This window comes from Dactylosporangium sp. NPDC000244 (genome assembly GCF_040300725.1).
Taxonomy (GTDB): Bacteria; Actinomycetota; Actinomycetes; order Mycobacteriales; family Micromonosporaceae; genus Dactylosporangium.
Genome location: NZ_JBEPEH010000022.1, coordinates 43,265 through 67,200, shown reverse-complemented (window position 1 = coordinate 67,200; position 23,936 = coordinate 43,265). Strand labels below are relative to the sequence as shown.

The 23,936-nt window shown below is 74.4% G+C and carries 27 protein-coding genes; 12 read left to right on the top strand and 15 right to left on the bottom strand.

The window, feature by feature from the left end; all coding sequences use genetic code 11:
- Positions 1-138: 138 nt before the first annotated feature.
- The 3 genes from ABT369_RS29715 to ABT369_RS29705 are packed head-to-tail and all read left to right on the top strand — an operon-like array spanning position 139 to position 2,608.
- The gene (locus tag ABT369_RS29715) at positions 139-1,017 is read left to right on the top strand and encodes an ABC transporter substrate-binding protein (RefSeq protein ID WP_350616867.1); all 879 of its coding nucleotides are present in this window, start codon (positions 139-141) and stop codon (positions 1,015-1,017) included.
- The gene (locus ABT369_RS29710) at positions 1,017-1,865 is read left to right on the top strand and encodes an amino acid ABC transporter permease (protein WP_350616865.1); all 849 of its coding nucleotides are present in this window, start codon (positions 1,017-1,019) and stop codon (positions 1,863-1,865) included. The genes ABT369_RS29715 and ABT369_RS29710 overlap by 1 nt, the downstream gene beginning before the upstream one ends.
- Positions 1,862-2,608, top strand: coding sequence for an amino acid ABC transporter ATP-binding protein (locus tag ABT369_RS29705; RefSeq protein ID WP_350616863.1), 747 nt, complete (start codon positions 1,862-1,864; stop codon positions 2,606-2,608). The genes ABT369_RS29710 and ABT369_RS29705 overlap by 4 nt, the downstream gene beginning before the upstream one ends.
- Here the strand turns inward: ABT369_RS29705 and ABT369_RS29700 are convergent.
- The 7 genes from ABT369_RS29700 to ABT369_RS29670 form a co-directional block, all read right to left on the bottom strand.
- Entirely contained in the window at positions 2,605-4,188 is a 1,584-nt protein-coding gene (locus tag ABT369_RS29700; protein WP_350616861.1) for a dipeptide ABC transporter ATP-binding protein, read from the bottom strand. The two genes, ABT369_RS29705 and ABT369_RS29700, sit on opposite strands and share 4 nt — an antisense overlap.
- A complete protein-coding gene (locus ABT369_RS29695) occupies positions 4,185-5,507 on the bottom strand; it encodes a tetratricopeptide repeat protein (protein ID WP_350616860.1) in 1,323 nt (440 codons plus the stop codon). The genes ABT369_RS29700 and ABT369_RS29695 overlap by 4 nt, the downstream gene beginning before the upstream one ends.
- 13 nt (positions 5,508-5,520) lie before the next feature.
- Positions 5,521-6,306, bottom strand: a complete 786-nt coding sequence (locus tag ABT369_RS29690; protein WP_350616859.1) for an ABC transporter permease — start codon at positions 6,304-6,306, stop codon at positions 5,521-5,523.
- A complete protein-coding gene (locus ABT369_RS29685) occupies positions 6,296-7,240 on the bottom strand; it encodes an ABC transporter permease (protein ID WP_350616857.1) in 945 nt (314 codons plus the stop codon). The genes ABT369_RS29690 and ABT369_RS29685 overlap by 11 nt, the downstream gene beginning before the upstream one ends.
- Complete coding sequence (locus tag ABT369_RS29680; RefSeq protein WP_350616856.1) at positions 7,224-7,991, bottom strand: DUF1684 domain-containing protein; 768 nt, start codon at positions 7,989-7,991, stop codon at positions 7,224-7,226. The genes ABT369_RS29685 and ABT369_RS29680 overlap by 17 nt, the downstream gene beginning before the upstream one ends.
- 8 nt (positions 7,992-7,999) lie before the next feature.
- The gene (locus tag ABT369_RS29675; RefSeq protein ID WP_350616855.1) at positions 8,000-9,637 is read right to left on the bottom strand and encodes an ABC transporter substrate-binding protein; all 1,638 of its coding nucleotides are present in this window, start codon (positions 9,635-9,637) and stop codon (positions 8,000-8,002) included.
- A 130-nt stretch (positions 9,638-9,767) separates the two neighbouring features.
- Positions 9,768-10,406 (bottom strand): GntR family transcriptional regulator, encoded by a 639-nt coding sequence (locus ABT369_RS29670; protein WP_350616853.1) that lies wholly within the window; start codon positions 10,404-10,406, stop codon positions 9,768-9,770.
- A gap of 133 nt (positions 10,407-10,539) precedes the next feature.
- Between ABT369_RS29670 and ABT369_RS29665 the strand changes: the two genes are divergently transcribed.
- On the top strand, positions 10,540-10,908 hold the full coding sequence (locus ABT369_RS29665) for an STAS domain-containing protein (protein ID WP_350616851.1): 369 nt from the start codon (positions 10,540-10,542) through the stop codon (positions 10,906-10,908).
- A gap of 285 nt (positions 10,909-11,193) precedes the next feature.
- On the opposite strand, the gene ABT369_RS29660 is transcribed toward ABT369_RS29665, so the two are convergent.
- On the bottom strand, positions 11,194-11,463 hold the full coding sequence (locus tag ABT369_RS29660) for a hypothetical protein (RefSeq protein WP_350616850.1): 270 nt from the start codon (positions 11,461-11,463) through the stop codon (positions 11,194-11,196).
- A 74-nt stretch (positions 11,464-11,537) separates the two neighbouring features.
- Here ABT369_RS29660 and ABT369_RS29655 point away from each other — a divergent pair, with 74 nt between their 5' ends.
- From ABT369_RS29655 to ABT369_RS29645, 3 genes are all read left to right on the top strand, one after another.
- Positions 11,538-12,644, top strand: a complete 1,107-nt coding sequence (locus ABT369_RS29655) for an LLM class flavin-dependent oxidoreductase (RefSeq protein WP_350616848.1) — start codon at positions 11,538-11,540, stop codon at positions 12,642-12,644.
- Positions 12,645-12,661: 17 nt separating this feature from the next.
- Positions 12,662-13,600, top strand: a complete 939-nt coding sequence (locus ABT369_RS29650) for a quinone oxidoreductase family protein (protein ID WP_350616846.1) — start codon at positions 12,662-12,664, stop codon at positions 13,598-13,600.
- A gap of 227 nt (positions 13,601-13,827) precedes the next feature.
- Entirely contained in the window at positions 13,828-14,040 is a 213-nt protein-coding gene (locus ABT369_RS29645) for a hypothetical protein (RefSeq protein WP_350616845.1), read from the top strand.
- A 19-nt stretch (positions 14,041-14,059) separates the two neighbouring features.
- Here ABT369_RS29645 and ABT369_RS29640 read toward each other — a convergent pair whose 3' ends face one another.
- Genes ABT369_RS29640 through ABT369_RS29630 form a run of 3 tightly spaced genes read right to left on the bottom strand, consistent with a single transcriptional unit; the run spans position 14,060 to position 16,467 of the window.
- A complete protein-coding gene (locus ABT369_RS29640; RefSeq protein WP_350616844.1) occupies positions 14,060-14,587 on the bottom strand; it encodes a hypothetical protein in 528 nt (175 codons plus the stop codon).
- Positions 14,588-14,596: 9 nt separating this feature from the next.
- Positions 14,597-15,877 carry a sensor histidine kinase gene (locus ABT369_RS29635; protein ID WP_350616842.1) on the bottom strand — a complete coding sequence of 427 codons (1,281 nt, stop codon included), beginning with the start codon at positions 15,875-15,877 and terminating at the stop codon, positions 14,597-14,599.
- Entirely contained in the window at positions 15,874-16,467 is a 594-nt protein-coding gene (locus tag ABT369_RS29630; protein ID WP_350616841.1) for a response regulator, read from the bottom strand. The genes ABT369_RS29635 and ABT369_RS29630 overlap by 4 nt, the downstream gene beginning before the upstream one ends.
- Before the next feature lie 93 nt (positions 16,468-16,560).
- Between ABT369_RS29630 and ABT369_RS29625 the strand changes: the two genes are divergently transcribed.
- The 3 genes from ABT369_RS29625 to ABT369_RS29615 are packed head-to-tail and all read left to right on the top strand — an operon-like array spanning position 16,561 to position 20,163.
- Positions 16,561-17,619, top strand: coding sequence for an iron ABC transporter substrate-binding protein (locus ABT369_RS29625; protein WP_350616840.1), 1,059 nt, complete (start codon positions 16,561-16,563; stop codon positions 17,617-17,619).
- Between the two features lie 7 nt (positions 17,620-17,626).
- Positions 17,627-19,141, top strand: a complete 1,515-nt coding sequence (locus tag ABT369_RS29620; RefSeq protein WP_350616838.1) for an ABC transporter permease — start codon at positions 17,627-17,629, stop codon at positions 19,139-19,141.
- Entirely contained in the window at positions 19,138-20,163 is a 1,026-nt protein-coding gene (locus ABT369_RS29615) for an ABC transporter ATP-binding protein (protein WP_350616836.1), read from the top strand. Before ABT369_RS29620 ends, ABT369_RS29615 begins: the two co-directional genes overlap by 4 nt.
- A gap of 10 nt (positions 20,164-20,173) precedes the next feature.
- Here ABT369_RS29615 and ABT369_RS29610 read toward each other — a convergent pair whose 3' ends face one another.
- Complete coding sequence (locus ABT369_RS29610; protein ID WP_350616834.1) at positions 20,174-20,518, bottom strand: hypothetical protein; 345 nt, start codon at positions 20,516-20,518, stop codon at positions 20,174-20,176.
- Positions 20,519-20,585: 67 nt separating this feature from the next.
- Here ABT369_RS29610 and fdxA point away from each other — a divergent pair, with 67 nt between their 5' ends.
- The gene (gene fdxA, locus ABT369_RS29605) at positions 20,586-20,918 is read left to right on the top strand and encodes a ferredoxin (protein WP_350616832.1); all 333 of its coding nucleotides are present in this window, start codon (positions 20,586-20,588) and stop codon (positions 20,916-20,918) included.
- 2 nt (positions 20,919-20,920) lie between these two features.
- Here fdxA and soxR read toward each other — a convergent pair whose 3' ends face one another.
- From soxR to ABT369_RS29590, 3 genes are read right to left on the bottom strand one after another with little or no spacing between them, the layout of a single operon-like run.
- Complete coding sequence (gene soxR, locus ABT369_RS29600) at positions 20,921-21,403, bottom strand: redox-sensitive transcriptional activator SoxR (protein ID WP_350616831.1); 483 nt, start codon at positions 21,401-21,403, stop codon at positions 20,921-20,923.
- Positions 21,404-21,420: 17 nt separating this feature from the next.
- On the bottom strand, positions 21,421-22,692 hold the full coding sequence (locus ABT369_RS29595) for a glycosyltransferase (RefSeq protein WP_350616829.1): 1,272 nt from the start codon (positions 22,690-22,692) through the stop codon (positions 21,421-21,423).
- A gap of 23 nt (positions 22,693-22,715) precedes the next feature.
- Positions 22,716-23,303 carry a TetR/AcrR family transcriptional regulator gene (locus ABT369_RS29590; RefSeq protein ID WP_350616828.1) on the bottom strand — a complete coding sequence of 196 codons (588 nt, stop codon included), beginning with the start codon at positions 23,301-23,303 and terminating at the stop codon, positions 22,716-22,718.
- Positions 23,304-23,318: 15 nt separating this feature from the next.
- Here ABT369_RS29590 and ABT369_RS29585 point away from each other — a divergent pair, with 15 nt between their 5' ends.
- Entirely contained in the window at positions 23,319-23,867 is a 549-nt protein-coding gene (locus ABT369_RS29585; RefSeq protein WP_350616826.1) for a VOC family protein, read from the top strand.
- Positions 23,868-23,936 lie beyond the last annotated feature (69 nt).

Here is a 23,936-nt window from a genome sequence, read left to right as displayed (position 1 = left end):
CCCCGGTACCGGCGCCGCCACGCCACCTCGCCCGGCAGGTAGAGCCGGCCGGAGAGCGCCGTCGGTGGCTCCAGCACGGTTCGTGATCGGCGGCACAAGGCTGCTATTCCTATCGGGTTTATAGCTATGATCGCCGCCATGCGTCCCGTGAACCTTCTCGTCGCCGCCGGGCTCGCCGGGGCCCTGGCCGTGCTGGCCGGCTGCGCGCCCGCCGACGAAGACACTGCGGCAGCCGCCGCCTCCGCCGGGGCGAGCGCCGCCGGCTCCTGCGCCCCGGCCCGGCTCAAGACCGTCGCCTCGGGCAAGCTCACGGTCGGCACCGACGATCCGGTCTACCCACCGTGGTTCGCCGACAACAAGCCCGAGTCCGGGCAGGGCTTCGAGTCCGCGGTCGCCTACGCCGTGGCGGAGAAGCTCGGCTACGGCAAGGACCAGGTCGCCTGGGCGCGGGTCACGTTCAACAACGCGATCGCGCCCGGGAAGAAGGCGTTCGACTTCGACATCAACGAGTTCTCCATCACCGACGAGCGCAAGCAGGCGGTCGACTTCTCCTCGCCGTACTACGACGTCACGCAGACCGTCATCGCGCTCAAGAGCTCGAAGATCGCGGGGGCCAAGGGCCTCGCTGACCTCAAGGGAGCCAGGCTCGGGGCCCAGGTCGGCACCACCAGCTACCGCTCCATCACCGAGGTGGTCAAGCCGGCGCAGCAGCCCTCGGTGTACAACAACAACGACGACGCCAAGAAGGCGCTGCAGAACGGCCAGATCGACGGGCTCGTGGTCGACCTGCCGACCGCTTTCTACATCACCGGTGCCGAGATCGACGACGCGGTCATCGTCGGGCAGCTGCCGCAGGTCTCGGGCACGCCGGAGCAGTTCGGGCTCGTGCTCGACAAGGGCTCGCCGCTCACCGGCTGCGTCAGCGGCGCGGTCGATGCGCTGCGGGCCGACGGCACGCTCGAGAAGCTGGAGCAGCAGTGGCTGTCGGCGACCCAGGGCGCACCGACGCTGGCGTGATGGACCTGTTCGAGAAGTCTCCCGTGCAGCGGGAGCGGGAGGCGTACCGCCGCCGGCAGACGATCCTGTCGGTGGCGGTCGCCGCCGTCTCCACCGGCGTCGTCGGCGTGCTCCTGCTCGCCGGCATCACCGGCGCGCCCGGCTGGAAGCGGGTGCGGGAGAGCTTCTTCGACCTGCACACCGCCCGCGCCGCGCTTCCCGCGGTGCTCGACGGGCTGTGGCTCAACATCGAGCTGCTGGTGTTCTGCGCGGTCGGCGCGCTGGTGCTCGGGCTCGGCATCGCGTCGCTGCGCACGCTGCGGCGGCCCGTGTTCTTCCCGCTGCGGGCCCTGGCGAACGGCTACACGTACACCTTCCGGGGCCTGCCCCTGATCATCACCATCTACGTGTTCGCGTTCGGGGTGCCCGGGCTGCGCCTGAGCGGCACGCCTTCCGTCCTCGTGCTCGGCGGCGCGGCGCTGGTGCTGACCTACGGCGCCTACATCGCCGAGGTGTTCCGGGCCGGCATCGAGTCGGTCCATCCGTCGCAGCGCGCGGCGGCGCGGTCGCTCGGGCTGACGTACCGCCAGACGATGCGCCACGTCGTGCTGCCCCAGGCCGTCCGGCGCGTCGCCCCGCCGCTGCTCAACGACCTCGTCGCGATGCAGAAGGACGTCGGGCTCATCTCCCTGGCCGGGCCGGTCGACGCCATCCGCGCCGCGCAGATCCAGACATCGGTGTCGTACGACTACACGCCGTACATCGTCGCCGGCGTGCTCTTCGTCCTGCTGGCGATCCCGCTCGTCGCCGTGACCGACTGGGTGACCGTCCGGGCCGCCCGCCGCCAGTCCGGGGAGGTGACCCTGTGACCGCGGTCCTGTCCGTCGCCGGGGTGCACAAGGTGTTCGGCGAGCGGCACGTGCTGCGCGGCGTCTCGCTCGACGTCGCCGAGCACGAGGTGGTCGCGCTCATCGGGGCCAGCGGCTCCGGCAAGTCGACGCTCCTGCGCTGCGTCAACCTGCTCGAACCGGTCGACGACGGCGTCATTCGCCTCGACGGCGAGGACGTCACCGACCCGCGGGCCGACCCGGACCGCGTCCGGCGCCGCATCGGCATGGTGTTCCAGGCGTTCAACCTGTTCCCGCACATGACGGTGCTGGCCAACGTGACCCTCGCCCCGCGGCGTGTGCACCGGGTTCCGCCGGCCGAGGCCCGCGACCGGGCGATGGCGCTGCTGGGCCGCATCGGCCTGGCCGACCTCGCGGGCGCCTACCCGGACCGGCTCTCCGGCGGCCAGCAGCAGCGGGTCGCGATCGTCCGCGCCCTCATGAACACCCCGCGGCTGCTGCTGCTCGACGAGGTCACCTCGGCCCTGGACCCCGAGCTCGTCGGCGAGGTGCTGGCGCTCGTGCGGGAGCTGCGCGGCGACGGGATGACGATGCTGCTGGCGACGCACGAGATGGGCTTCGCCCGGCAGGTCGCCGACCGTGTGTGCTTCCTCGACGGCGGCGCGCTGGTCGAGCAGGGGCCGCCGGAGCAGGTCCTCGGCGACCCGCGCGAGCCGCGGACCCGCCAGTTCCTCGCCCGGGTCATCGCGTCGGGGCGGCTCTAGCCGTACACCGGCAGCGTCGGAACGGCGTCGAGCAGCCGGCGCGTGTAGGGGTGGGCGGGCCGCTCGAACACGTCGTCGGCCGGTCCGCGCTCGACCACCACGCCGTCCTTCATGACCAGGACCTCGTCGCTGATCTGCCGGATGACGGCCAGGTCGTGCGAGATGAACAGCATCGCCAGGCCCCGCTCGGCCTGCAGCCGCGCCAGCAGCTCGAGGATCTGCGCCTGGATCGACACGTCCAGCGCCGACACCGGCTCGTCGCAGACCAGCAGCTCGGGGCCGCTCGCCAGCGCCCGGGCGATCGCGACCCGCTGGCGCTGGCCGCCGGACATCTCGGCCGGGCGCCGCGCGGCGAGCTCCGGGGCGAGGCCGACCGTCTCCAGCAGCTCCGCGACCCGCGCCCGCCGCGCAGCACGGTCGCGGAGCGCCGCCAGCCCCTCGCCGATGACGTCGCCGGCGCTGAAGCGCGGGTCGAAGGCGCCGAGCGGGTCCTGCTGGATGAGCTGGATCCGGCCCCGGTGCGGGCGCCGCTGCCGCTCCGGCCCCTCGCTCCAGGGCCCGGCGGCGAAGCGGACCTCGCCCTCGTCGGGGCGCAGCAGCCCCATCGCGATGCGGGCCACGGTGCTCTTGCCGGAGCCGGACTCGCCGACGACGCCGAGGGTCCGGCCGGCGGCGACGGTGAAGGAGACCTCGCGCACGGCGTGCTGGTCGGTGCCGTCCGGGCGGCGGTACCGCTTGCCGATCCCGCGCGCCTCCAGCAGCACGGGCCCGGGGGAGTCGCCCGGTTCGCGGCGCGGGCGGCCGGTGGGGACGGCGGCGAGCAGCTGGCGTGTGTAGGGGTGCTGGGCGGCGCCGAGGACCTCGGCGGGCGGGCCGGACTCGACCACCACGCCGTCGCGCATGACGAGGATGTGCTCGGCCATCCGGGCCACCACGGCGAGATCGTGGCTGATCATCAGCAGCGCGGTGCCGTCGGCCTTGCGCTGCTCGAGCAGCGCCAGCACCTGCGCCTGCACGGTCACGTCCAGGGCGGTGGTCGGCTCGTCCACGATGAGCACCGGCGGGCGGGCCACGGCCGCGGCGGCGATGAGCGCACGCTGGCGCAGGCCGCCGGAGAGCTGGTGCGGGTACTGCTCGGCCCGCACCCCGGCCTCGGGCACCCCGGCGTCCGCGAGGGCCTCGACGACTCGCCCGGCCCGCAGCGCCCGGGGCAGGAGCCGGTGCCGGCGCAGCGGCTCGCCGACGTCGGCCCGCACCCGGTGCAGCGGGTTGAGCGAGCCGAGCGCGTCCTGCGGGACGAGGCCGACGTCCCGGCCGCGCAGCCCCCGCCACTGGCCCTCGGTCAGCCCGATGAGGTCCCGGCCGGCCAGGCGCAGGGTCGCGGCGGTGACGGTCGCGGCCGGCCCGGCCAGGCCGAGCAGGGCGCGGGCGGTCGCGCTCTTGCCGGACCCGGACTCGCCCACGATCGCCAGGCACTGTCCCTTGTGGAGGGTGAAGCCGATCCCGCGCACCGCCTCGACGACGCCGTGCCGCGTGCGGAACGCGACCCGCAGGTCCTCGGCCTCCAGGACCGGGCTCATGCCGGGATCGCCTTTGCCGGGACTGCCCCGCGCAGCTCGGCGATCCAGCGCTCGTCGCGCCGCGAGCGGCGCCGGTGCCGGCGGTCGGCGAGGATGTCGGCGGCCCGGCCCGGGTCCCCGGCGCGGGCCAGCGCGTCGCACAGCGTGTCCACGACGATGTCCTGCTGCAGCCGGCTCCCGCCGACAAGGCTCACCGCGGCCAGCACACCGCCGAGGTGCTCGGCGGCCGCGTCGAACCGGCCCTCCGCGTGGGCGGCGATGCCGTCCAGGACCGCGAGCACGACGCCGCGGTTGGGCCGGTCGGTCTCGGCGAGCCAGGCGGCGCGCAACCGCACCAGCCCGGCCCGGTCGGCCGCGGCGAACGCGAGCGCGGCGTGCACGTCGAACAGCGCGCCGCGCGGGGCCGCCAGCTGGGCCCGGGCCAGCGCGGCGACCGGGCCCCACGGCAGCCCGTCGTGCCCGTCGAGGTGCAGCCGCCACAGCACCGCGGCGGCGTCGACGAGGGTGGTGCGCCGGGCCGACACGCCGGGGTCGATGGCGGCGTGGTAGCGGCGCAGGCCGGCCTCGGCGTCGTCGTGCTCGAGCGCGACGAGCGCGTGGTGCCAGCGTAGGTGCGTCTGCAGCGGCGAGCGCGGGTGCCGGGTGGCGAACCAGCCGCCCAGGAACGACTCCACGGCGTCGAGGCGGCCGGTCTCGTGCAGGACGTGGACGTACCCGTGACAGGCCGCGCGGTTGTCCGGCCGGTGCAGCAGCGAGAGCTCGGCGGCCCGCTCGGCCGCGGCGAACTCCCAGGCCTCCTCCAGCTCCAGCGCGCAGATCCCGGCCAGCGCCCAGTCGCCCGGGAACGCGGCCACCGACGGCGCCGCGAGCGCGAGCACGCCGTCGCGCCCGGTCCCGGCGGCGATCCGGCGGCCGCTGAGCAGCCCCGCGGCGAACCCGAGCACGAGCAGGTCGCCCGGGTGCCGCTCCAGGTGCTCGGCGTAGGCGGCGAGGGTGCGCGGCGGCGCGGTGACGAGGTCGATCTGCCGGGCCTCGCGCTCGCTCGTGCGGTGTCCCTCGCGGCGCAGCCGGGCGGCGGCGGTGAACGCCTCGCGGGCCTCCGGGTCGCGGCCCGCCGACGCGAGGCTCAGGCCGAGGCCGAGGTGCGCCGCGGCGAATCCGGGGTCGAGCTCGACGGCCAGGGCGAAGGTGTCGACGGCGGTGTCGTCCAGGGCCAGGTACTGGTCCACGGCCGCGAAGTAGGCGGCGGCCGCGTCCGGGTCGGCGGTGGACACCGTCTGCCCGTATCGATCTGTCTGCCCGTATCGATCCTGTGGCACGTGGGGGTTCTCCTTACACTCGCCGGCGCAGATCGCGCCCGAGGACGGTCACGGCGACCGCGGTCACGGTGATGAGCAGGCCCGGGAAGACCCCGGCCCACCAGGCGACGGCGAGCGTCGAGCGGCCCTCGGCCAGCATCGCGCCCCACTCCGGGGTCGGCGGCTGGGTGCCGAGGCCGAGGAAGCTCAGCCCGGACGCGAAGATGATGGCCACGCCGAGCCCGAGCGTGGCGGTGACGAGCAGCGGCCCGGCCGCGTTGGGCAGGATGTGCCGCCGCAGCGAGGTCCACGGCCCGACGCCGAGCCCGGTGGCCGCCTCGACGTATCCGGCCTCGCGCACCACGAGCAGCCGCGAGCGCAGCAGCCGGGCGTAGCCGGGCATGTCGGCCAGCCCGATCGCGAGCAGCAGGCTGAGCTCGCCCCGCCCCGCGACCGTCACGACGCCGAGGGCGAGCAGCAGCGCCGGGAACGACAGCAGCACGTCGAGCACCCGTGTGACGACGGTGTCGGCGAACCGCCCGCCGAGCGCGGCCAGGATGCCGACCGGCACGGCGACGACGAGCGCGACGAGGGTGGCCCCGGCCGCGATCCGCAGCGAGTGCCGGGCGCCGTAGACGGCCCGGGCGAACAGGTCCCGGCCGAGCTGGTCGGTGCCGAACGGGTGGCCGGCCCCCGGCGGGCGGAACGACGCGAGGGGATCGGTCGCGTTCGGGTCGTGGCCGGTGAACAGCTGCGGCCACAGCGCCGCGGCGGCGACGGCCAGCACGACCAGCGCGGCGACGATCGTCCTAGCCCTCATCGCGGCGCACCCTCGGGTCGATGACGAGGTAGGCCGCCTCGACGAGGAGGTTCACCACGACGTACACGGCCGCGGCCAGCATGACGACCCCGGTGACCATCGGCAGGTCCTTGTTCGTGACCGCGGTCAGCGCGACCTGCCCGAGCCCGGGCCGGCCGAAGACCTGCTCGATGAGCACCGAGCCGCCGAGCAGGCTCCCGACGAACCAGCCGGTGAGCGTGGTGGCCGGGATCAGGCAGTGCCGCAGCGCGTGCCCGGTCCGCACGGCCAGCGCGCCGGCGCCCCGGGCCCGGGCCGCGGCCACGAACGGCTGGGCGAGTGCCGTGTCCATCTCCTCGCGCAGCACCTGCGCGAGGGTGCCGGCGATCGGCAGCGCCACCGCGACCGCGGGCAGCACGAGACTGCGCAGCGTGCCGGCCTCGATGACCGGGAACAGGTGCCAGCGCAGCGAGAGGAACGTGATGAGCAGGATGCCCAGCCAGTACTGCGGCAGCGACACCGCCACCATCTCCAGCCCGGAGAAGAGCGCCCGGGCGGCGCGGCTGCGCTCCGGCACGAGCACCGCCGCGCCCACCGCCAGCGCGACCGCGAGCAGCAGCGCCGCCCCGGCCAGCTGGACGGTGGGCAGCACCTGCTCGGCCAGGGCGCCCCAGACCGGCCGCTGGAGCTGGTAGGAGGTGCCCAGGTCGCCGCGGACCAGGTGGCCGAGCAGCCGCGCGTACTGCACGAGGACCGGGTCGTCGAGGCCGTACTCGGCCCGCACCCGCTCCTTGAGCTCCGGCGAGACCAGCGCCTGGTTGCCCATGACGATGTCGACGGGGTCGCCGGGGATCAGGTGCAGCGTGGCGAAGCACAGCGTCGCGGCCCCCCACAGCTGCACCACGGCGATCAGCGCCCGGCGGGCGAACCGGCGGCCGTCACGCCGGACGGCCACGGCCCCGCACCGCCCGCTCGCCGGCCTCGACCGCGGTCGACAGGATGTTCTCCCGGGGCGGGAGCGGGCAGTTGTACCAGTCCGAGAACGCGCACGGCGGCAGGTACGCGCGGTTGAAGTCCACCGCGAATCCGTCGGCGTATTCGTCCGTCACCGCCAGGGCCTCCACGAACCGCCCCGGCCGGTACGTGCTCACCCCGGTGGTGGCGTCGGCGAACACGAACCACAGCCCGCCGTGGCCCGCGAACGCCCGGACCCGGTGCTCGGTGCCGTCCAGGGTGAACGACAGCTCGCCCGGCACGACGTGCGCGCGGACCACGTCGTCGCGCTGGTAGGCGACCGGGATCGCCGCGGGCTCGGCGAACGGCTCGAACGCGGCCGGGACGCGCCAGCGGGCGTCGTACGGGAAGCGGTCGATGCCGCCGAACCCGAGCCGGCCCGGCGCGGCGTGCTCGTAGGTGCGCACCACCGGCCCGTCGTCGCGCACGAACGTGCGGATGGTGACGCCGGGCGCCTCGAGGTCGCCCTCGACCGGCGTGGTGCCGCGCAACAGCTCGCCGTTGCGGGTCAGGTGCTCGCCGTCGCCGACGGTGACGACCAGCCTGCCGTCGCGCACGTCCCAGACGCCGGGCACGCCGTCGATGACCAGCGGCTCGGCGACCGGGTGGGTGCCGGTCAGGGCGGTGTGGCCGGCCGGGCCCGCGACCTCCTCGGCGCGCTCGGCCAGCCACGCGTCGAACTCGGCGCTCACCTCGGCACTCACTTGGTCCGCCACACGGTGTAGAAGGAGTCCGGGTAGCCCGAGACCGTGAACTGCACGCCCTGGACCGCGTTGGACGCGCCGAGCAGGTACTGCGGCACGTAGATCGGCACCGCCGCGGCGTTGTCGATGACCCAGTGCTGCAGCGGCTGGTAGGCGGCCGGCCGGTCCTCCTGCTTGAGCGCCGTCGTGCCCTGCGCCAGCCACGCGTCCACCCGCGGGTCGTCGACGTTGGCGTAGTTCGCCCCGCCCTTGCTCGCCGCGAACTTCGACGACCACACGTTGTAGAGCATGTCCGGGTCGGCGCGCTGGTTGCTCTGGTCGGTGATGTCGTAGTCACCGGCCTTGGCGCGGGCGGTGAACGTGCCCGCGTCCAGGCCCTGCACCGTCACCTCGAAGCCGAGCTTCTTCGCGTTGTCCGCGATCGCCTGGGCGGTCACGTCGCGCTGCTCGCGCATGACGGTGCTGTTCTGCACCCACACGGCGCTCAGGCGCCTGCCGTCCTTGACCCGGAAGCCCTGCGCGTCCTTCTGGCTCCAGCCCGCCTCGTCGAGGAGCCGGTTGGCGAGGGCCAGGTCCTGCGGCCAGCTGTTTTCGAGGCTGCTGTCGTACGAGTACGGCGTGCTCGGCGTGAGCGGGCTCCACGCCCGCGGGAACCGGCCCGCGTACACGGACTTCACGATGTTCTCGATGTCGATGCCGCGCTGGAACGCCTGGCGCACCTTGACGTCGTCGAACGGGGCCCGCTTGGTGTTGAGGTAGGCGGTGAACGGCGTCCCGGCCGCGGCCGCGCTGAGCACGCGCACCCCGCCGGCGCCCTCGAACGCGGCCGCCGTCACCGGCGGGACGTTCGCGGCGAGCTGGGCCTGGCCGCTGCTGACCGCGCCGACCCGGATCGCGTTCTCGGGCAGGAAGCGGACCTCGACCTTGTCGAGATAGGCCGCGCCCTGGTGCGCGGAGCCCTCCGGTGGCCAGTCATACGTGTCGTACCGCGCAAAGGAGAGGCTCTGCCCCTTGGTGTACGCGGCGGTGGTGAAGGGGCCGGTGCCCACGGCCGCGCCCGGCCCGCCCGCGCAGAGGGCGGCCTGGCCCTTCGCCAGGGCCGCGGGGGACTGGATGCCGAGCACGGAGAACGACACCAGCTGCAGGAACGGGGCGAACGGCGACTTGAGCTGGACGACGAGCGTGCTCGGATCGGTGGCCGTCGCCGAGTCGAAGGGCAGCGAGCCGGCGAGCGGCGCCTTGGTGGCCGGGTCGACGAAGTGGTCGAAGGTGGCCTTGGCCGCGGCCGCGTCGAACTTGGTGCCGTCGTGGAACGTCACGCCGTCGCGCAGGTGGAACGTGTAGCTCTTGCCGTCCGCGGACACGTCCCAGGAGCTGGCCAGCCACGGGTGGAAGGCGCCCTTCGCGTCCTGGAAGACCAGGGAGTCGTACACGTTGCGCTGCAGGATCTGTGTGGCGATCTGGCTCGGCGCGGCGGGGTCGAGGCACGTGGGCTCGACATCGGTGGCGAACACGACGGTGCCGCCGCGCACCGGTGCACCGGCGGCCCCGGCGTCGCCGGGTGACTCGGACGTGCCGCACGCGGCCAGCAGCGTCACCGACGCCGCGGCCACGACCAGCCTACTGCGGATCATGCTAACTCCAGTATTCAGACATGCTTGCTAGGAATTCGGGCCGAGCGTATACACGCGTCGACACGGCGGCAAGGGGCTCCGCCCTGTGACGTTTCTTGCTGCTCGGCTCGTTAGCTCGCGGCTCGGTTGGTCAGAGGCGGGTGGCCAGCTTGGCCAGGCGGGCCTCGCGCGAGCGGTCGAGATGCGCGATGGTGGCCCGCCGCGCCTCCTCGGCGTCGCCGGCCGCGACCGCCGCCACGATCCGCGCGTGCTCCCGCGCGGCGACGTCCCGGTCGGCGAGGGTCGGCTCGTCCGCGTCGTACACCGCCAGCAGCGAGTCCAGCCGCTCCAGCAGGTCGATGATGGTGGCGTTGCCCGCCGCCGCCCGCAGCGCCCGGTGCCAGCCCGCCTGCAGCTCACGCAGCCGGACCGGATCGGTCGCGGCCGCCGCCTCCCCGGTCAGGTGCCGCAACCGCGCGAGGTCGAGGTCGGAGCGCCGCCCGGCCGCCCCGGCCGCGCACGTGGACTCCAGCGCGATCCGGGCCTCGTAGATCTCCAGCAGCTCCTCGGGGCTGCGGGTCCGCACCCGGTAGCCGCGCCGGTCCCGCTCCAGCAGCCCGTCGCGCTCGAGCATCGCGAGCGCCTCCCGCACCGGCGTGCGCGACACCCCGAGCCGCTCGGCGAGCACCGTCTCGAGCAGCACCGTGCCCGGCGCGAGCCCGCCGGCGACGATCTCACCGCGGAGCCGCTCGTACTGCGTCGTGGCCGAGTCACGGTTCGCTCCAGGCACCGGTTCTCCTCCCGCGGGGTTCGACGGCGCGAGTGTAGGCATCCCGCCGCCCGGCGCCTCCGGTCGGGCGGTGGGACGCAACTCAGCGGATCCCAGGTTGGCGCGTTAGGCTGGCGCCGCAGCGCAGGGCAAGATGGGGACGACGAGGACGTACATGGCCGAGAACCAGCAGGCCGACTCGCAGGCGACGCTCACCGTGACCGCCGGGGCCGACGCGGCCGGAGGCGTCCTGCTCACCGTGGCCGGCGCCCTCGACTACCACACCGCGGCGCGCTTCGGCGCGGCCGTCCAGCGGGCCTACGACGAGGGCGCGCCGGCCGTCACGGCCGACCTGTCGCGCGTCGGCTTCACGGACTCGTCGGGCCTCGCGTCGCTGATCCGCGCGCACAAGGCGGCACATCTGGCGGGCCGGCGGTTCAGCCTGCGCGGCCCGGACCACAACCTGCGCCGCATCCTGGCCGTGACCGGCCTCGACACGGTGCTGGACATCACCGAGGCCTGAACCCGGGGATCCTGGACTCGGGCGCTCGGGTTCGGGTGGCGTCAGCGGCGGCTACGCAGCGCGGCTCGGCCTGCGTGTCGACTGTGGACGCACGTCGCCGGCTCGCCTCGGGCATCGTCGTGCTGATGCGTCCCGCGCCCTCGGCGAGCCGGCCGCGCCTGGCTGGGCCGGCTCGCCGAGGGTCCGTTCCTGGCCGCGGTCACGTTCTTCACGGCCATCGGGCGCCGCTGAGGTTCAGTCGCGCCCGTGGTCGCGTGCTGCACGGCCGTCCGGCGGCGATGAAGGTCAGTCGCGCTCTTCGTCGCGGGCCGGCAGCTCGCTCAGCAGCGTGAACTCGAACTCGACCTGGGTGGTGTCCGGCGCGTCCTCGGGCGTGACCAGGTAGGACTCGACGCGGAAGCCGAGGTTGAGCACCTCGGCGGCGCGGATGTGCTCGACGAGCTCGTCGATGGCGGAGAAGTACGCGGTATACATGACGGCCGGCCCGGCGCCCGGCTCCTCGGCCGGCTCGGCGGACAGCGTCTCGGGGGTCTCAGCAGCGAATTCAATCGTCACGAGCCGCGAGCCTACGACACCCGACCAAGATCCGCGACCGTTGTTGTCTATCAAACCAGTGGATAATATGGGGTATGGGCATTCACCTGCATTGGTATCTGCCGACCAACGGCGACAGCCGGGACATCGTCGGATCCGGGGACGGGTCGCAGCACACGCTGGGCGCCGTCGCCGAGGGGTTCCGGCGGCCGGGCATCGACTACCTCGGGCAGATCGCGCGCTCGGCCGAGCAGCTCGGCTTCGAGGCGGTGCTCACCCCGACCGGCACCTGGTGCGAGGACGCCTGGATCACCACGGCGGCGCTCACCCAGGTGACGAAGACGCTCAAGTTCCTCGTCGCCTTCCGCCCCGGCCTGGTCACGCCCACCCTCGCCGCGCACCAGGCCGCCACCTTCCAGCGGATCTCCGGCGGGCGGCTGCTGCTCAACATCGTCACCGGCGGCGACCCGGTCGAGCAGCGGCGCTTCGGCGACCATCTCGACCACGACCAGCGCTACGCCCGCACCGACGACTTCCTCGCCGTGCTGCGCGGGGTCAGCGACGCCCCGGAGCCGTTCGACTTCACCGGCGCGCACTACCGGGTCGAGCAGGCCCGGATCCCGTTCGAGCCGTGGCGGCCGCCGGCCATCTTCTTCGGCGGGGCGAGCCCGGCGGCGGAGCGGGTCGCGGCCCGGCACGTCGACACCTACCTCGCGTGGGGTGAGACGCCGCCGCAGATCGCCGAGCGGCTCGAGCGGATGCGCAAGCTGGCCGCCGAGGCCGGGCGCACGCTGTCCTTCGGCATCCGCTTCCACGTGCTGAGCCGCGACAGCGCCGAGGCCGCGTGGGCCGAGGCCGGGCGCCTGCTCGACCGCATCGGCGACGAGCGGGTGGCGCAGGTGCAGAGCGGGTTCGCCGCGGGGGAGTCGGTGGGCCAGCAGCGCATGTCGGCCCTGCACGGCGGCCGGCGCGACCGGCTGGAGGTGTACCCGAACGTCTGGGCCGGCTACGGGCTCGTCCGCGGCGGGGCCGGGACCGCGCTCGTGGGCAGCCACGCCGAGGTCGCCGAGCGCATCCGTGAGTACCATGACCTCGGCATCGACCACTTCATCCTGTCCGGGCAGCCACACCTGGAAGAGGCGTACCACTTCGGCGAGGGCGTCCTGCCGATCCTGCGCCGGGCCGGGTTGCTCGCGCACTGACGGGGTAGGGAGAACCAATGGCTCTGCGATGGATCGCGCCCGACTACGGCGGGCCCGAGGTGCTCACGCTCGTCGAGACCGACGTCCGGCCCCCGCAGGCGGGCGAGGTGACGATCGACGTGCGGGCCGCGGGGGTGAACCCGGCCGACTACAAGCACATCGCCGCCGCCCGCGGGGTCGCCCGCGAGCTGCCACTGCCGATCGGCTACGAGGTCGCCGGGGTGCTCAGCGCGATCGGGCCGGACACCGAGATCGCGTCCGGGGGTGGTGCGCCCGGCGATGCGGTTGTCGCGTTCCGGATCAACGGGGGGTACGCCTCCCAGGTCACCGTCCCCGCGAAGGACGTCTTCGCCAAGCCCGAGGCGCTGGACTTCCCGGCCGCGGCGAACCTGCTGCTCGCCGGGACCACGGCGGCGGAGGCCCTGCACGTCGTGCGCGCCGCGGCGGGCGAGACGGTGCTCGTGCACGGCGCGTCCGGCGCGGTCGGGATCAGCGTGCTGCAGCAGGCTCGCCTCAAGGGCGTCTCCGTCATCGGTACCGCGAGCGAGCGCAACTTCGACCTGCTCCGCCGGGCCGGGGCGCAGGCGATCGCCTACGGTCCCGGGCTGGTCGGCCGGGTGCGGGCGGCCGCGCCGGACGGGGTCGCGGCGGTCATCGACACCGTCGGCACCGACGAGGCCGTCGACTCCGTGGCGCAGCTGCTGCCGGACGCGAGCCGCGCGGTCACGATCGTCCCGTCGGACCGGGCGCGCGACGCCGGCATCCGGGCGATCGCCGGGGCGTTGCCGGACAGCGCCGAGTACCGTGACAGCGTCCGCGCCCGCCTGCTCGGCTGGGCCGCCGAGGGCCGCCTCGTCGTGCCGGTGGCCAAGACGTTCCCGCTGGCCGAGGCCCTCGCGGCGATCGAGCTCGTGCGCAGCGGCCACCCGGGCGGCAAAGTCGCCCTGATCCCCTGACCGCGCCATGGGGCGCGCGCCTGCGTGCGGCCGCCGGGCCCGGCGCGGGACCCCCGGAACCCGAGGCGGCGCTCGCCCGGCTGCGTGAGCGCCTGCCCTCGACACCCGGGGACCTCGTCGCGCTGCTGCAAGCGGCCGGCCCGGTCACGCTGCCCGGCGTCGGCAACGGGCTGTTCCTGCACCGCGCCGACGAGCTGACCGCGGCCCGCATCGCCGGGGTCGCCGCCGTGATCGTGTTCGGTGGCACCGGCGACGGTGACCGGCTCGCCGTCGCCGTCACGGACGGCCGCGTGTTCCGGTTGCGCGACGCCGACTACCTCGACGGGGTGTACCGCGGCCCCGGCGTCACGGTCGTCGGCGCCGGCCTCGCCGAGTTCCTCGAGCGGCTCGTGGCGGCCGCGGAGGGCTTCGCCGCCGACGGCCGCGCCCGCGACCTGTGAACCGTCAGGCGTCGCGGGGTCAGGGCACGATCGCGTACAGACCGTCGGCCGGGTCGACCACGGCGTTGAGGCGTGCTCCGACCTTCAGGGCCGGGTCGTCCTTGCACTGCGAGGCGGACGTGAACGGTTCGAACCCGGGCCCGCTGATCAGCAGGCTCAGCTCGATCCCGCTCTCCTCGCCCAGCGACGCGGGTCGCACGGCCGTGATCTCGGCGGTCGCGGGGACCCCGGCCGTCTCGAGCCGGTGCTGGTCCCGCCGGGCCTGCTCGTCCAGCCGCGACTCGAACCGATGCAGCCGCGCGCACGACACGGTGACCCCGACCCCGGCGGCAGCCATGATCCACCGGTTGGTTGTGGGCTCGCCGGTGGCGAGGAAGGCGGCGGCAAAGACCAGGAACGGGCCGATCAGGAGCAGCGGCACCTCCAGGACCCGCATCAGCCGCCCGAACCCGCCGGTCGGCGGGTTCGCCTGACGCGGCCCGGGGTCTGCATCGGGCCGGATGAGCGCGCTCCGGCCGGGCACGTATCCCCGCGGCACCGTCGGCATACCAGCACTCTAGCGGATTTCGGGCGCCTGGACGCCGCGCGGATCGGTGGCCTCGGCATCCAGGCGTATCGTTGCCGAGCAGCCCCCGCCCGGGCGTGAGCGGATCGCGAACGAGCCGCCCGCGGCGGCGACGGCCTGGGCGGTGAGCGCGAGACCGAAGTGGCCCGGCCCCGCCGGCCGCCGCGGGTCGAAGCCCGCGCCGTCGTCGCGGACGGCCAGCCGCAGTGGGTCGGCGAGGGCGAGCGTGACGGTGACCGTGCTCGGCCGGCCGTGCCGCACGGCGTTGCGGACCAGCTCGCGGGCGGCGCGGGCGAGCAGCAGCGCCCGCTCGTCGGTGAGGGCCGCGGCGCCCGTGATGCGCACGTCGAGCGCGATCGGCTCCGGCACCGCGGCGCGCAGCAGGCCCGGCAGCCGTGTCGCCAGGTCGGCCGCGGTCAGCTCCGGCGGCAGCACGTCGTCGGTGAGCGTGCGCAGCTCCCGGATGCTGTCGCGGACGATGGTGCGGGCCAGCGGCGTCGACGGGTCCACCGACAGCACCACGTTCGCCGCGGCCAGCTGCTGGATCGGGCCGTCGTGCAGGCGCTGGGCGAGCTCGCGGCGCTCCCGGTCGGCCGCGGTCAGCGCCACGGCGGCCAGGGCGGCCCCGTGCTCGGCGTGGCGGCGGGCCCGGCGGGCCGCGGCCAGGCTCAGCGGGAGGGTGGCCAGGGCGAGGCCGAGCACCCCGCCGAGCAGGAGCGGCAGCTGGGTGGCGACCGCCCGGGCGGCGGCGTCGCCGGAGTCGACCGGCACGTACGCCTCCAGGCTCATCGCGTGGCCCCCGGCGTCGCGGAAGTCCAGGAACGCCTCCTGCAGCGAGCGGCGCCGGCCGCTCTCGTAGCGGTGCTCGCCGTCGTCCGGCACGTCGCGGCTGCGCAGTTCGCCCGAGCCGATCGAGCGCAGCGGCTCGGCGTCGCGGGGCCGTCGCGTGCCCTCCAGGCCGGGCACGTCGGACACGACGATGCGGGCGTGGTCGCCGCAGACGATCCAGAGCTTGACCCGGTAGAGCGTGCCCGAGCGCAGGAACGGCGCCAGGCGGTCCATGACCTCGGTGCGGTCGAAGCCGGTGGGCTTCGCGAAGTCGTACTCGGAGAGGCTGCCGATCACCGCGTCGGCGACGGTCTTCGACACCTGGGTGGCGTCGCGGCCGGACTGCTGGCGGCCGGTGCGCCAGGCGCCGGCCAGGGCCGCGACCGTGACGACGGCGGCGGCGAGGCCCGCGATCGCGGCGTGGCGCAGCAGGTGCACCCTCATCGGAACCGGTCCGCGCGGGCCACGAGGCCGAGCCGGTCGGCGGCCAGCACCGCGTCGAGCTGGGACTGGACGCCGAGCTTGGCACGGATGGTCTTGAGGTAGTCGCGCACGGTGTGCACGGACAGCTCCAGCTCGCTCGCGATGCGGGGGGCGGGCCGGCCCGCGGCGAGCAGCGCCAGCACCTGTGACTCGCGCGGGCTGAGCCGGGGGACCGGTTGCGGGGGCGCGGCGGCGCCGCGGATCGCGTCGAGGACACTGCGCAGGGCGTCGTCCTTGGGCAGGAACACGTCGGCCCCGGCTCGGCGGGCCCGGTCGGCGAGGCCGGGCTGGTCGTGGCCGGTCAGGACGATGAGCTGGGCTTCCGGCCGCAGCGAGCGCAGGTGGCCGACGACCGTGAGGCCGCCGCCGTCGGGCAGGTTCAGGTCCACGATGGCCACGTCGAACGCGCAGCCTTCGGCGGCCTCGAAGGCGCCGCGGACCGAGCCGGCCACCGCCACGCAGCGCAGGTCCGGCTGGGCGTCGAGGGCGAACGCGAGCGCGTCGGCGAACACGCGGTGATCGTCGACGAGCAGCACGGCCCGGGTGGGCATGACCGGCGACTCCCTCATTTTGGGGGGTTGGAGCTGTATGGAAGCACCGGCAGGGTTGTTTAGGCAAGCCTAACCTGACCGAAGGACGCCTCTGTGCTGATCAACCGTGCCCGCATACTGTCGCTGCTCGCCGTGCCCGCGGTGCTCACGCTGCTCGCCGCCTGCGGGAACGACGCGGCGGAGCCGGCCGCCGCGCCGTCGTCGGGCGCCCCGCTGGACCGCAACGTGACCCTGACGCTGTACAACGCCCAGCACGACACCGTGGCCAAGGCCTGGGTCGAGGCGTTCACCGCCAAGACCGGCATCAAGGTGCAGATCCGCCAGGGCAGTGACCTGGAGCTGGGCAACCAGCTCGTCGCCGAGGGGGCCGCCTCGCCCGCCGACGTGTTCCTCACCGAGAACTCCCCGGCGATGTCGCTGGTCGAGAACGCGGGCCTGTTCGCGCCCATCGACCCGGCGACCCTCGCCCAGGTGCCGGCCGAGTACGCGCCGTCGACCGGCAAGTGGGTCGGCATCGCGGCGCGGTCGACCGTCCTGGCGTACAACCCCACCCTGATCGGCGAGGCGGACCTGCCGAAGTCGATCATGGACATGCAGGACCCGAAGTGGAAGAACCGCTACGGCGCGGCGCCCAAGGGAGCCGACTTCCAGGCCATCGTCAGCGCGATGCTCGAGCTCAAGGGCGCCCAGGCGACCGGCGCCTGGCTCGCCGCGCTCAAGGCCAACGGGCAGGCGTTCACCGGCAACACCGCGGCGATGAAGGCGGTCAACGCCGGCACCGCGGCCACCGCGATCATCTACCACTACTACTGGTACGGCGACCAGGCCAAGACCAAGGAGAACAGCACCAACGTCAAGCTGCACTTCTTTGGCAACGGCGACCCGGGCGCGTTCGTGAGCATCTCCGGCGGCGGCGTGCTCAAGTCCAGCAAGCACCCGGCCGAGGCCCAGGCGCTGGTGAACTTCATCACCGGCAAGGAGGCCCAGACGGCGCTCGCGAGCGGCACCTCCTTCGAGTACTCCGTCGGCAAGGACGTCGCCTCCAACGCCGCGCTCAAGCCCCTCGCCGGGCTCGGTGCGCCGAAGGTCGACCCGTCCAAGCTCAACAGCAAGAGCGTCGTCGACCTGATGACGACGGCCGGGCTCATCTGATCCGGTGGTGAAGCCGTCGCCGCGCCTGCTCGCGCTCTGTGTCCCGGTCGCGGTGTTCGCGGCGATCCCCTTGCTGTACATCGCGTTCTACACGGCCCAGGTCGGCTGGGCCGGCATCCGGCCGCTGGTGTTCCGGCCGCTCATCGCCGAGCTGCTGGGCAACACCCTGGCGCTGTGCGCCACCGCGACCGCGGGCTGCATGGTGCTCGGGACCGCGCTGGCGTGGCTGGTCGAGCGCACCTCCCTGCCGGGGCGCTCGGCCTGGCTCGCGCTGCTGTCGGCCCCGCTGACGATCCCGGCGTTCATCAACAGCTATGCCTGGATCACCGTGCGGCCCGGCCTGCACGGGCTCGCCGGCTCGACGCTCGTGGCGACGCTGTCGTACTACCCGTTCGTGCTGCTGCCCGTGGCGGCGGCGGTGCGTGGCCTGGACCCCGCGGCCGAGGAGAGCGCCCGCTCCCTCGGCTCGGGGCCCGTGGCCGTGTTCGCCCGGGTCGCGCTGCCGCGCCTGCGCCCGGCCCTGCTCGGCGGGGCGCTGCTCGTCGCGCTGCACCTGCTCGCCGAGTACGGCGCGATCGAGCAGCTGCGCTATCCGACCTTCGCGACCGCGATCATCGCGCAGTACCAGTCCACCTTCGCCTCCACCGCCGCGAACGTGCTCGCGGCCGTCCTCGTCCTGTGCTGCCTCGCGTTCGTGACGCTCGAGGTGCTGGTCCGCGGCCGGGCCCGCACCGCCCGCCTCGGCGCCGGCGCACCCCGCCCCGCGGTCCGGGCGAGCCTCGGCCCGTGGACCGGGCCGGTGCTGCTGGCCCTGCTCGGGCTGCTCGGGCTGGCGATCGGCGTGCCCGCGTACAGCGTCGGGCACTGGCTCACCTTCACCACCGCCGACGCGTGGGCGCCCGGCGTGCTGCTGCCGACCCTCGGGAGCACCGCCCGGCTCGGCGCGCTCGCGGCCGCGGTCGCCGTCGTCGCCGGCTTTCCGCTGGCCTGGCTCGCGGTCCGGCACCGCGGCGGCCTGACCACCGTCCTGGAGCGCAGCACCTACCTGGCCAGCGCGGTGCCCGGCGTCGTCGTCGGGCTGGCGCTGGTCAGCGCGGCGATCCGGTACACGCGCCCGCTGTACCAGACGACGGCCCTCGCGGTCGCGGCGTACGTCATGCTGTTCCTGCCCCGCGCGATGGTGAGCCTGCGCTCGGCGATCGGCCAGGCCCCGCCCGCCCTCGACGAGGCCTCGCGCGCCCTGGGCCGCACCGCGCTCGACACGTTCCGGCGCGTGACGCTGCCGCTCACCGCCCCCGGCATCCTGGCCGCCGCCGCGCTCGTGTTCCTCGCCGTGTCCACCGAGCTGACCGCGACGCTCCTGCTCGCCCCGACCGGCACCCGCACCCTCGCGACCGAGTTCTGGTCAGCCACGTCCGAGATCGACTACCCGCGCGCCGCGCCGTACGCGGTCGGCCTGATCCTGCTGTCGGTGCCGGCCGCGTACCTCCTGCTGCGCCAGTCCACCAAGGGAACCTCATGAGCGCCCTGTCGATCCGCGGCCTGCACAAGCGCTACGGCCGGGTCCCGGTCCTGACCGGCGCCGCCCTCGACGTCGCCGCGGGCACCACCACGGCCATCCTCGGCCCGTCCGGCTGCGGCAAGACGACCCTGCTGCGGCTCGTCGCCGGCTTCGACCGCCCCGACGCCGGCACCGTCGCCATCGCCGGCCGCGAGGTCACCGCCGGCCGCCGCGGCCTGCCACCCGAGCGGCGCGACATCGGCTACGTCGCCCAGGAGGGCGCGTTGTTCCCTCATCTGACGGTGTACGCCAACATCGCCTACGGCCTCACCCGCCGCACCGCGAACGCCAAGGCGCGGGTCACCGAACTGCTGGAGCTGGTGAGCCTCGACCCGGCCCTCGCCCGCCGCCACCCGCACGAGCTCTCCGGCGGCCAGCAGCAGCGCGTGGCCCTCGCCCGGGCGCTGGCCCGCCGGCCCGCCCTGGTCCTGCTCGACGAGCCCTTCTCCTCCCTCGACACCGCCCTGCGCGCCGCGACCCGCACGGCGGTCGCGAACGCGCTGCGCGCCGAGGGGGTGACGACCCTGCTCGTCACCCACGACCAGGCCGAGGCGCTGTCGATGGCCGACCAGGTCGCCGTCATGACCGGCGGCACGTTCACCCAGACCGGCCCGGCCCGCGACGTCTACGCCCGCCCGGCCGACCTCGCCACCGCCCGCCTGCTCGGACCCGGCACCACCCTGCCCGCCCGGATCACCGCGGGCACGGCCGCATGCGCGCTCGGCCCGCTGCCGCTGGCCGAACCCCGCCCGGACGGCGAGGCGCACGTCTTCATCCGCCCCGACCAGCTCCGGCTCAGCCCCGAAGGCACCCAGGCGACCGTCCGCGCGGCCGAGTTCCTCGGCGCCGACACGGTGCTCACCCTCGAACTGCCCGACGGCAGCACCATGCAGGCCCGCGCCGACGGTACCGTCACCCACGCGATCGGCACCGCGGTGCACGTCGCCGTCACCGGTGGCGTGCTCGCGTACCCCGCGGCGTGACCGGGCGCTCCTACAGCGAGATCCCGCTCCAGGCGAGCGTGCGCCACTCCGGCCCGCCGGAGAGGTACGACCGGAACGCCTGCCGCACCTGCTCCAGCGTGACGTGTCCTTCGGCCCGGAACAGCCGGCCGCCCTCGCGGTACTCCAGCACCCACGGGTCGGAACCGTTCGCCTGAATGAAGTCCGCGCACGCCGGCCCGGCCTCCCACACGTTGCCGGCCTGGATGAACTCCTCCTCGGACGCGCCGAGCGCGGCGAAGGCGCCGAACGCGTCGGGCGCGAGCACCTCGTCCAGCGTCGCCGCGCTCACGTCCGGCACATCGCCCAGCTGCTCGGTGGTCAGTGTCATCGGCACTTGGGGAACTCCCGTCGTCGGAATCGTGCTTGAGCTCAAGTGTGGTTGAGCTCCTAGTCTCCGCGGCATGACCTACGTGATCGCGCTGCCGTGCGTGGATGTGATGGACAAGGCGTGCCTCGACGTGTGCCCGATCGACTGCATCTACGAGGGGGAGCGGATGCTGTACGTCCAGCCGGACGAGTGCATCGACTGCGGCGCCTGCGAGCCGGCCTGCCCCGTCGAGGCCATCTACTTCGAGGACGACCTTCCCGCCGGGCTCGGCGGGTACGTCGCCGTCAACGCCGAGTTCTTCGCGGCGATCGGCTCGCCCGGCGGGGCCTCGAAGGGAGCCGTCGCGGCCGACCACGCGGTCGTCGCGGCCCTGCCGACGCAGGTCCACGGGGCCGGCCCCGCCTGAGCTCACGCCGGATCGTCCCGCCCGCTCGGCTCGTGCAGCCGGACCGGTCCCGGGCCGCGCGCGCGGAGCCGGTCGTCGGGATTGAGCAGGTCGCACAGGCGCATCGAGAGGCAGCCGCAGCCGATGCAGGCGGTGAGCTGCCGCTCGAGGTTCATGATGTACCGCCGCCGGTCCTCCAGCTCGCGCTTCCACAGCCGCGACACCCGCACCCACTCCCGGTGGCTCGGCGCCTCGTCGGCGGGCAGGGTCGTGAAGATCTCCGCGACGTCGGCGAGGGAGATGCCGAGCCGCCGGGCCGCCAGGATGATCGCGATGCGCCGCAGCATGTGCCGCCGGTACAGCCGCTGGTTGCCGCGGGTGCGCTCGGCCGTGATGAGCCCCTCCGCCTCGTAGAACCGCAGCGCGGAGGGGGCGACGCCGGTGCGGGTGGCGACCTCCCCGACGGTGAGCAGGTCATTCGGGTGCGCGATCGGCTCCGTTGACACCCGTGGACCGTAGAACCTCAAGCGGGGTTGAGATCAAGACCGTCGTGGTCGGACGCCGGAATCCTCCGCTCGATCGCGTCGGCGGCGGCCGCGGCCCCGCCGGCGGCCGAGAACGCGTCGCGGATGCGTTGGGCTGCTGCGGTACAACCTCTGGCTTGAACAATCGCGGCAAGCAGACGTTCCGGGCTCAGGCGTGACGGTCGCAGCATCGAGCCGGCACCGGCGCTCACCACGCGCCGGGCGACCTCGTGCTGGTCGCGGCCGAACGGCACCGCGCAGACGGGCACGCCCCGCGCGAGCGCCTTCTGTGTGGCGCCCATGCCGCCGTGCGTGACGGCGACGACGGCCCGCGCCAAGACCGCCGAGTGCGGGACGAACTCCTCGACGTGGTGGCCGCCCCGGGACGTGTACGCCCCGTCGACGCCGGCCGGCATCGTGGCGACGACGTGGAACGGCTCGCCGGCCAGCGCCTCGAGCGCGACCCTGATCAGCCGCCCGTCGTCCTGCGCCTCCGACGACGTCGTGACCAGCACGATCGGCTCGCGCACCGCGGCCAGCCACTCGGGCTCGGCGACCGGCGGCTCCCACTCGCACGGCCCGACCAGCACCGCCTGCTCGGGCCAGTCGCGGCGCGGGTACTCGAACGGCTCGGCCGTCGTGACCAGCATGAGCGCGGCCCGGGTGAACAGCTCGCGGGCGTCGGCGACCGGGCCGATCCCGACCTCGCGGCGCACGATGTTCAGCGGCGGCAGCACGGTCCGCTCCAGGCTGCCGAAGATCAGCGGCCGCAGCACCGCGTCGCGCAGCCGCCCGAGCGGCCCGGCGGCGGGCGGCAGCCCCGGCCCGAACGGCGGGGCGTCCCGCGAGGGAATCGCCGGGGTGTACGGGAACACCTCCACGAACAGCCGCCCGGCCCGCCCGGCGGCCCAGCGCTCGGCCTCGGCGAGGGCCCCCCAGGCGTTGACGTCGGCGAGCACGACGTCGGGCCGGTGCCGCTCGATCGCGGCCCGCAGGTCGGCCGCCTCGAACGGCGCCCGCTGGGCGAACACGGTGATGCCGGCCCGCAGCGCGGCGAGCGTGCCGCGGGGCTGCGGCGACGGTTCCCGGATGGCGGGGATCCGCTCGTCGACGGGGCCGGCGTCGAACCCGAGCGAGCGCAGGGTGGCGACCTCGGAGGCGAGCGTGCGCACGACGATGCGGTGCCCGCGGGCGGCGAGTTCCAGCAGGATCGCGGTCATCGGGAAGACGTGACCCTTGGCGGGCGAGGTGTAGGCGAGGACGGTGGCCATGGCAGGGCTCCTTTCCGGGCTCCTTATGGCTCCTGGGTGAGCGGGCTCAGCAGCTCGCGCAGGGCGAGCTCGGTCTGCTCCCGGCTCAGGCCCGCGTCGCGGCGCAGCAGCTTCCAGACGTACACGTCACACACGGCGACCAGCTGGGCCAGCCGCCGCCGGTGCTCGTCGCCGTCGAGGCGCGCGAGCGTGGGCGCGAACACGGTCCGGCACCAATCGCGGTGGACCCGCCGGCCGGTGTCGGCGATCGGCCCGATGGCGGGGGAGGCGGGCTCGTCCGCGAGCAGCTTGAGCGACAGGTCGCCGACCTGCTCGTAGTGCTCGACCAGCACGCGCACGACGTCGGCGGTGTCGCCGGGCCGCGCCGTGCCGCGCTGCTCGGCGACCTGCCCGGCGACCGACTCGACCGCGGCGGCGACCAGGCCTTCCTTGCTGCCGAAGCGCCGGATCACGGTCTGCACGGTGACCCCGGCCCGCTCGGCGACGTCGCCGAGGCGGATGTCGTCGAGCGGCTGCTCCAGGTAGAGCGAGACCAGCGCCTGGATGATGCGCTCACCGGTGAGCCGCGCGGCGTCGGCCCGTGCGCCCATCCGGTACGCGCGCGAATTCATGTCAACGAGGTTAACATGAAATTCGCGGCCCGCGGCGGCCAGAACCTGACCGGATCCGCCGCGAGACTTCCCCGCATGGAGATCCTGCTTCCGCCGCAGTCGGTCCCGACCGCCGGCGCCGTGCTCAACCCGTTCGTGATCGTGGACGACGCGGCCGGTTTCGTCGGCTTCGTGTCCGACGTCTTCGGCGTCGAGGAGGCCGCCGAGGCGAGAACCCCAATGCCCGACGGCAAGCTGATCCACGCCCAGCTTCGCCTCGGCACCGTCGATCTGATGGTCGCCGACCGGCTCGAGGGCTGGCCGTCGCGCCCCGGTCTGCTGCAGGTGTGGGTGCGCGACGTCGTCACGGTGCTGCGGCGGGCCGTCGTTCACGACGCCACCGTCGTCACCGAGCCGACCCCGTTCTACGGAGAGTCGACGCTCGGCCGGATGCTCGACCCGTGGGCGAACATCTGGTGGCTGTGGGCGCCGGCCCCGGGCCAGCCCGATCCGGCACCACACTGGGACGGCGGCTCGGACGTCATCTTCGGCACGCTGGACAAGGCGATGAAGTCCCTGACATAGGCCCTTTTGGAGGTCGTGGGCACTACGACGCGCGCCGATCTCGGCAGATCGCCCGTCACATGCAATCTA

Bases quoted from the DNA above. Each gene is read 5' to 3' on its own strand.
- ABT369_RS29700 (WP_350616861.1), bottom strand. From the start codon at position 4,188: ATGAGCCCGGTCCTGGAGGCCGAGGACCTGCGGGTCGCGTTCCGCACG.
- ABT369_RS29585 (WP_350616826.1), top strand. From the start codon at position 23,319: ATGAAATTCGCGGCCCGCGGCGGCCAGAACCTGACCGGATCCGCCGCG.
- ABT369_RS29650 (WP_350616846.1), top strand. From the start codon at position 12,662: ATGGCTCTGCGATGGATCGCGCCCGACTACGGCGGGCCCGAGGTGCTC.
- ABT369_RS29665 (WP_350616851.1), top strand. From the start codon at position 10,540: ATGGGGACGACGAGGACGTACATGGCCGAGAACCAGCAGGCCGACTCG.
- ABT369_RS29635 (WP_350616842.1), bottom strand. From the start codon at position 15,877: ATGAGGGTGCACCTGCTGCGCCACGCCGCGATCGCGGGCCTCGCCGCC.
- ABT369_RS29675 (WP_350616855.1), bottom strand. From the start codon at position 9,637: ATGATCCGCAGTAGGCTGGTCGTGGCCGCGGCGTCGGTGACGCTGCTG.
- ABT369_RS29710 (WP_350616865.1), top strand. From the start codon at position 1,017: ATGGACCTGTTCGAGAAGTCTCCCGTGCAGCGGGAGCGGGAGGCGTAC.
- fdxA (WP_350616832.1), top strand. From the start codon at position 20,586: ATGACCTACGTGATCGCGCTGCCGTGCGTGGATGTGATGGACAAGGCG.
- ABT369_RS29715 (WP_350616867.1), top strand. From the start codon at position 139: ATGCGTCCCGTGAACCTTCTCGTCGCCGCCGGGCTCGCCGGGGCCCTG.
- ABT369_RS29630 (WP_350616841.1), bottom strand. From the start codon at position 16,467: ATGCCCACCCGGGCCGTGCTGCTCGTCGACGATCACCGCGTGTTCGCC.
- ABT369_RS29595 (WP_350616829.1), bottom strand. From the start codon at position 22,692: ATGGCCACCGTCCTCGCCTACACCTCGCCCGCCAAGGGTCACGTCTTC.
- ABT369_RS29640 (WP_350616844.1), bottom strand. From the start codon at position 14,587: ATGCCGACGGTGCCGCGGGGATACGTGCCCGGCCGGAGCGCGCTCATC.
- ABT369_RS29690 (WP_350616859.1), bottom strand. From the start codon at position 6,306: ATGAGGGCTAGGACGATCGTCGCCGCGCTGGTCGTGCTGGCCGTCGCC.
- ABT369_RS29615 (WP_350616836.1), top strand. From the start codon at position 19,138: ATGAGCGCCCTGTCGATCCGCGGCCTGCACAAGCGCTACGGCCGGGTC.
- ABT369_RS29590 (WP_350616828.1), bottom strand. From the start codon at position 23,303: ATGAATTCGCGCGCGTACCGGATGGGCGCACGGGCCGACGCCGCGCGG.
- ABT369_RS29655 (WP_350616848.1), top strand. From the start codon at position 11,538: ATGGGCATTCACCTGCATTGGTATCTGCCGACCAACGGCGACAGCCGG.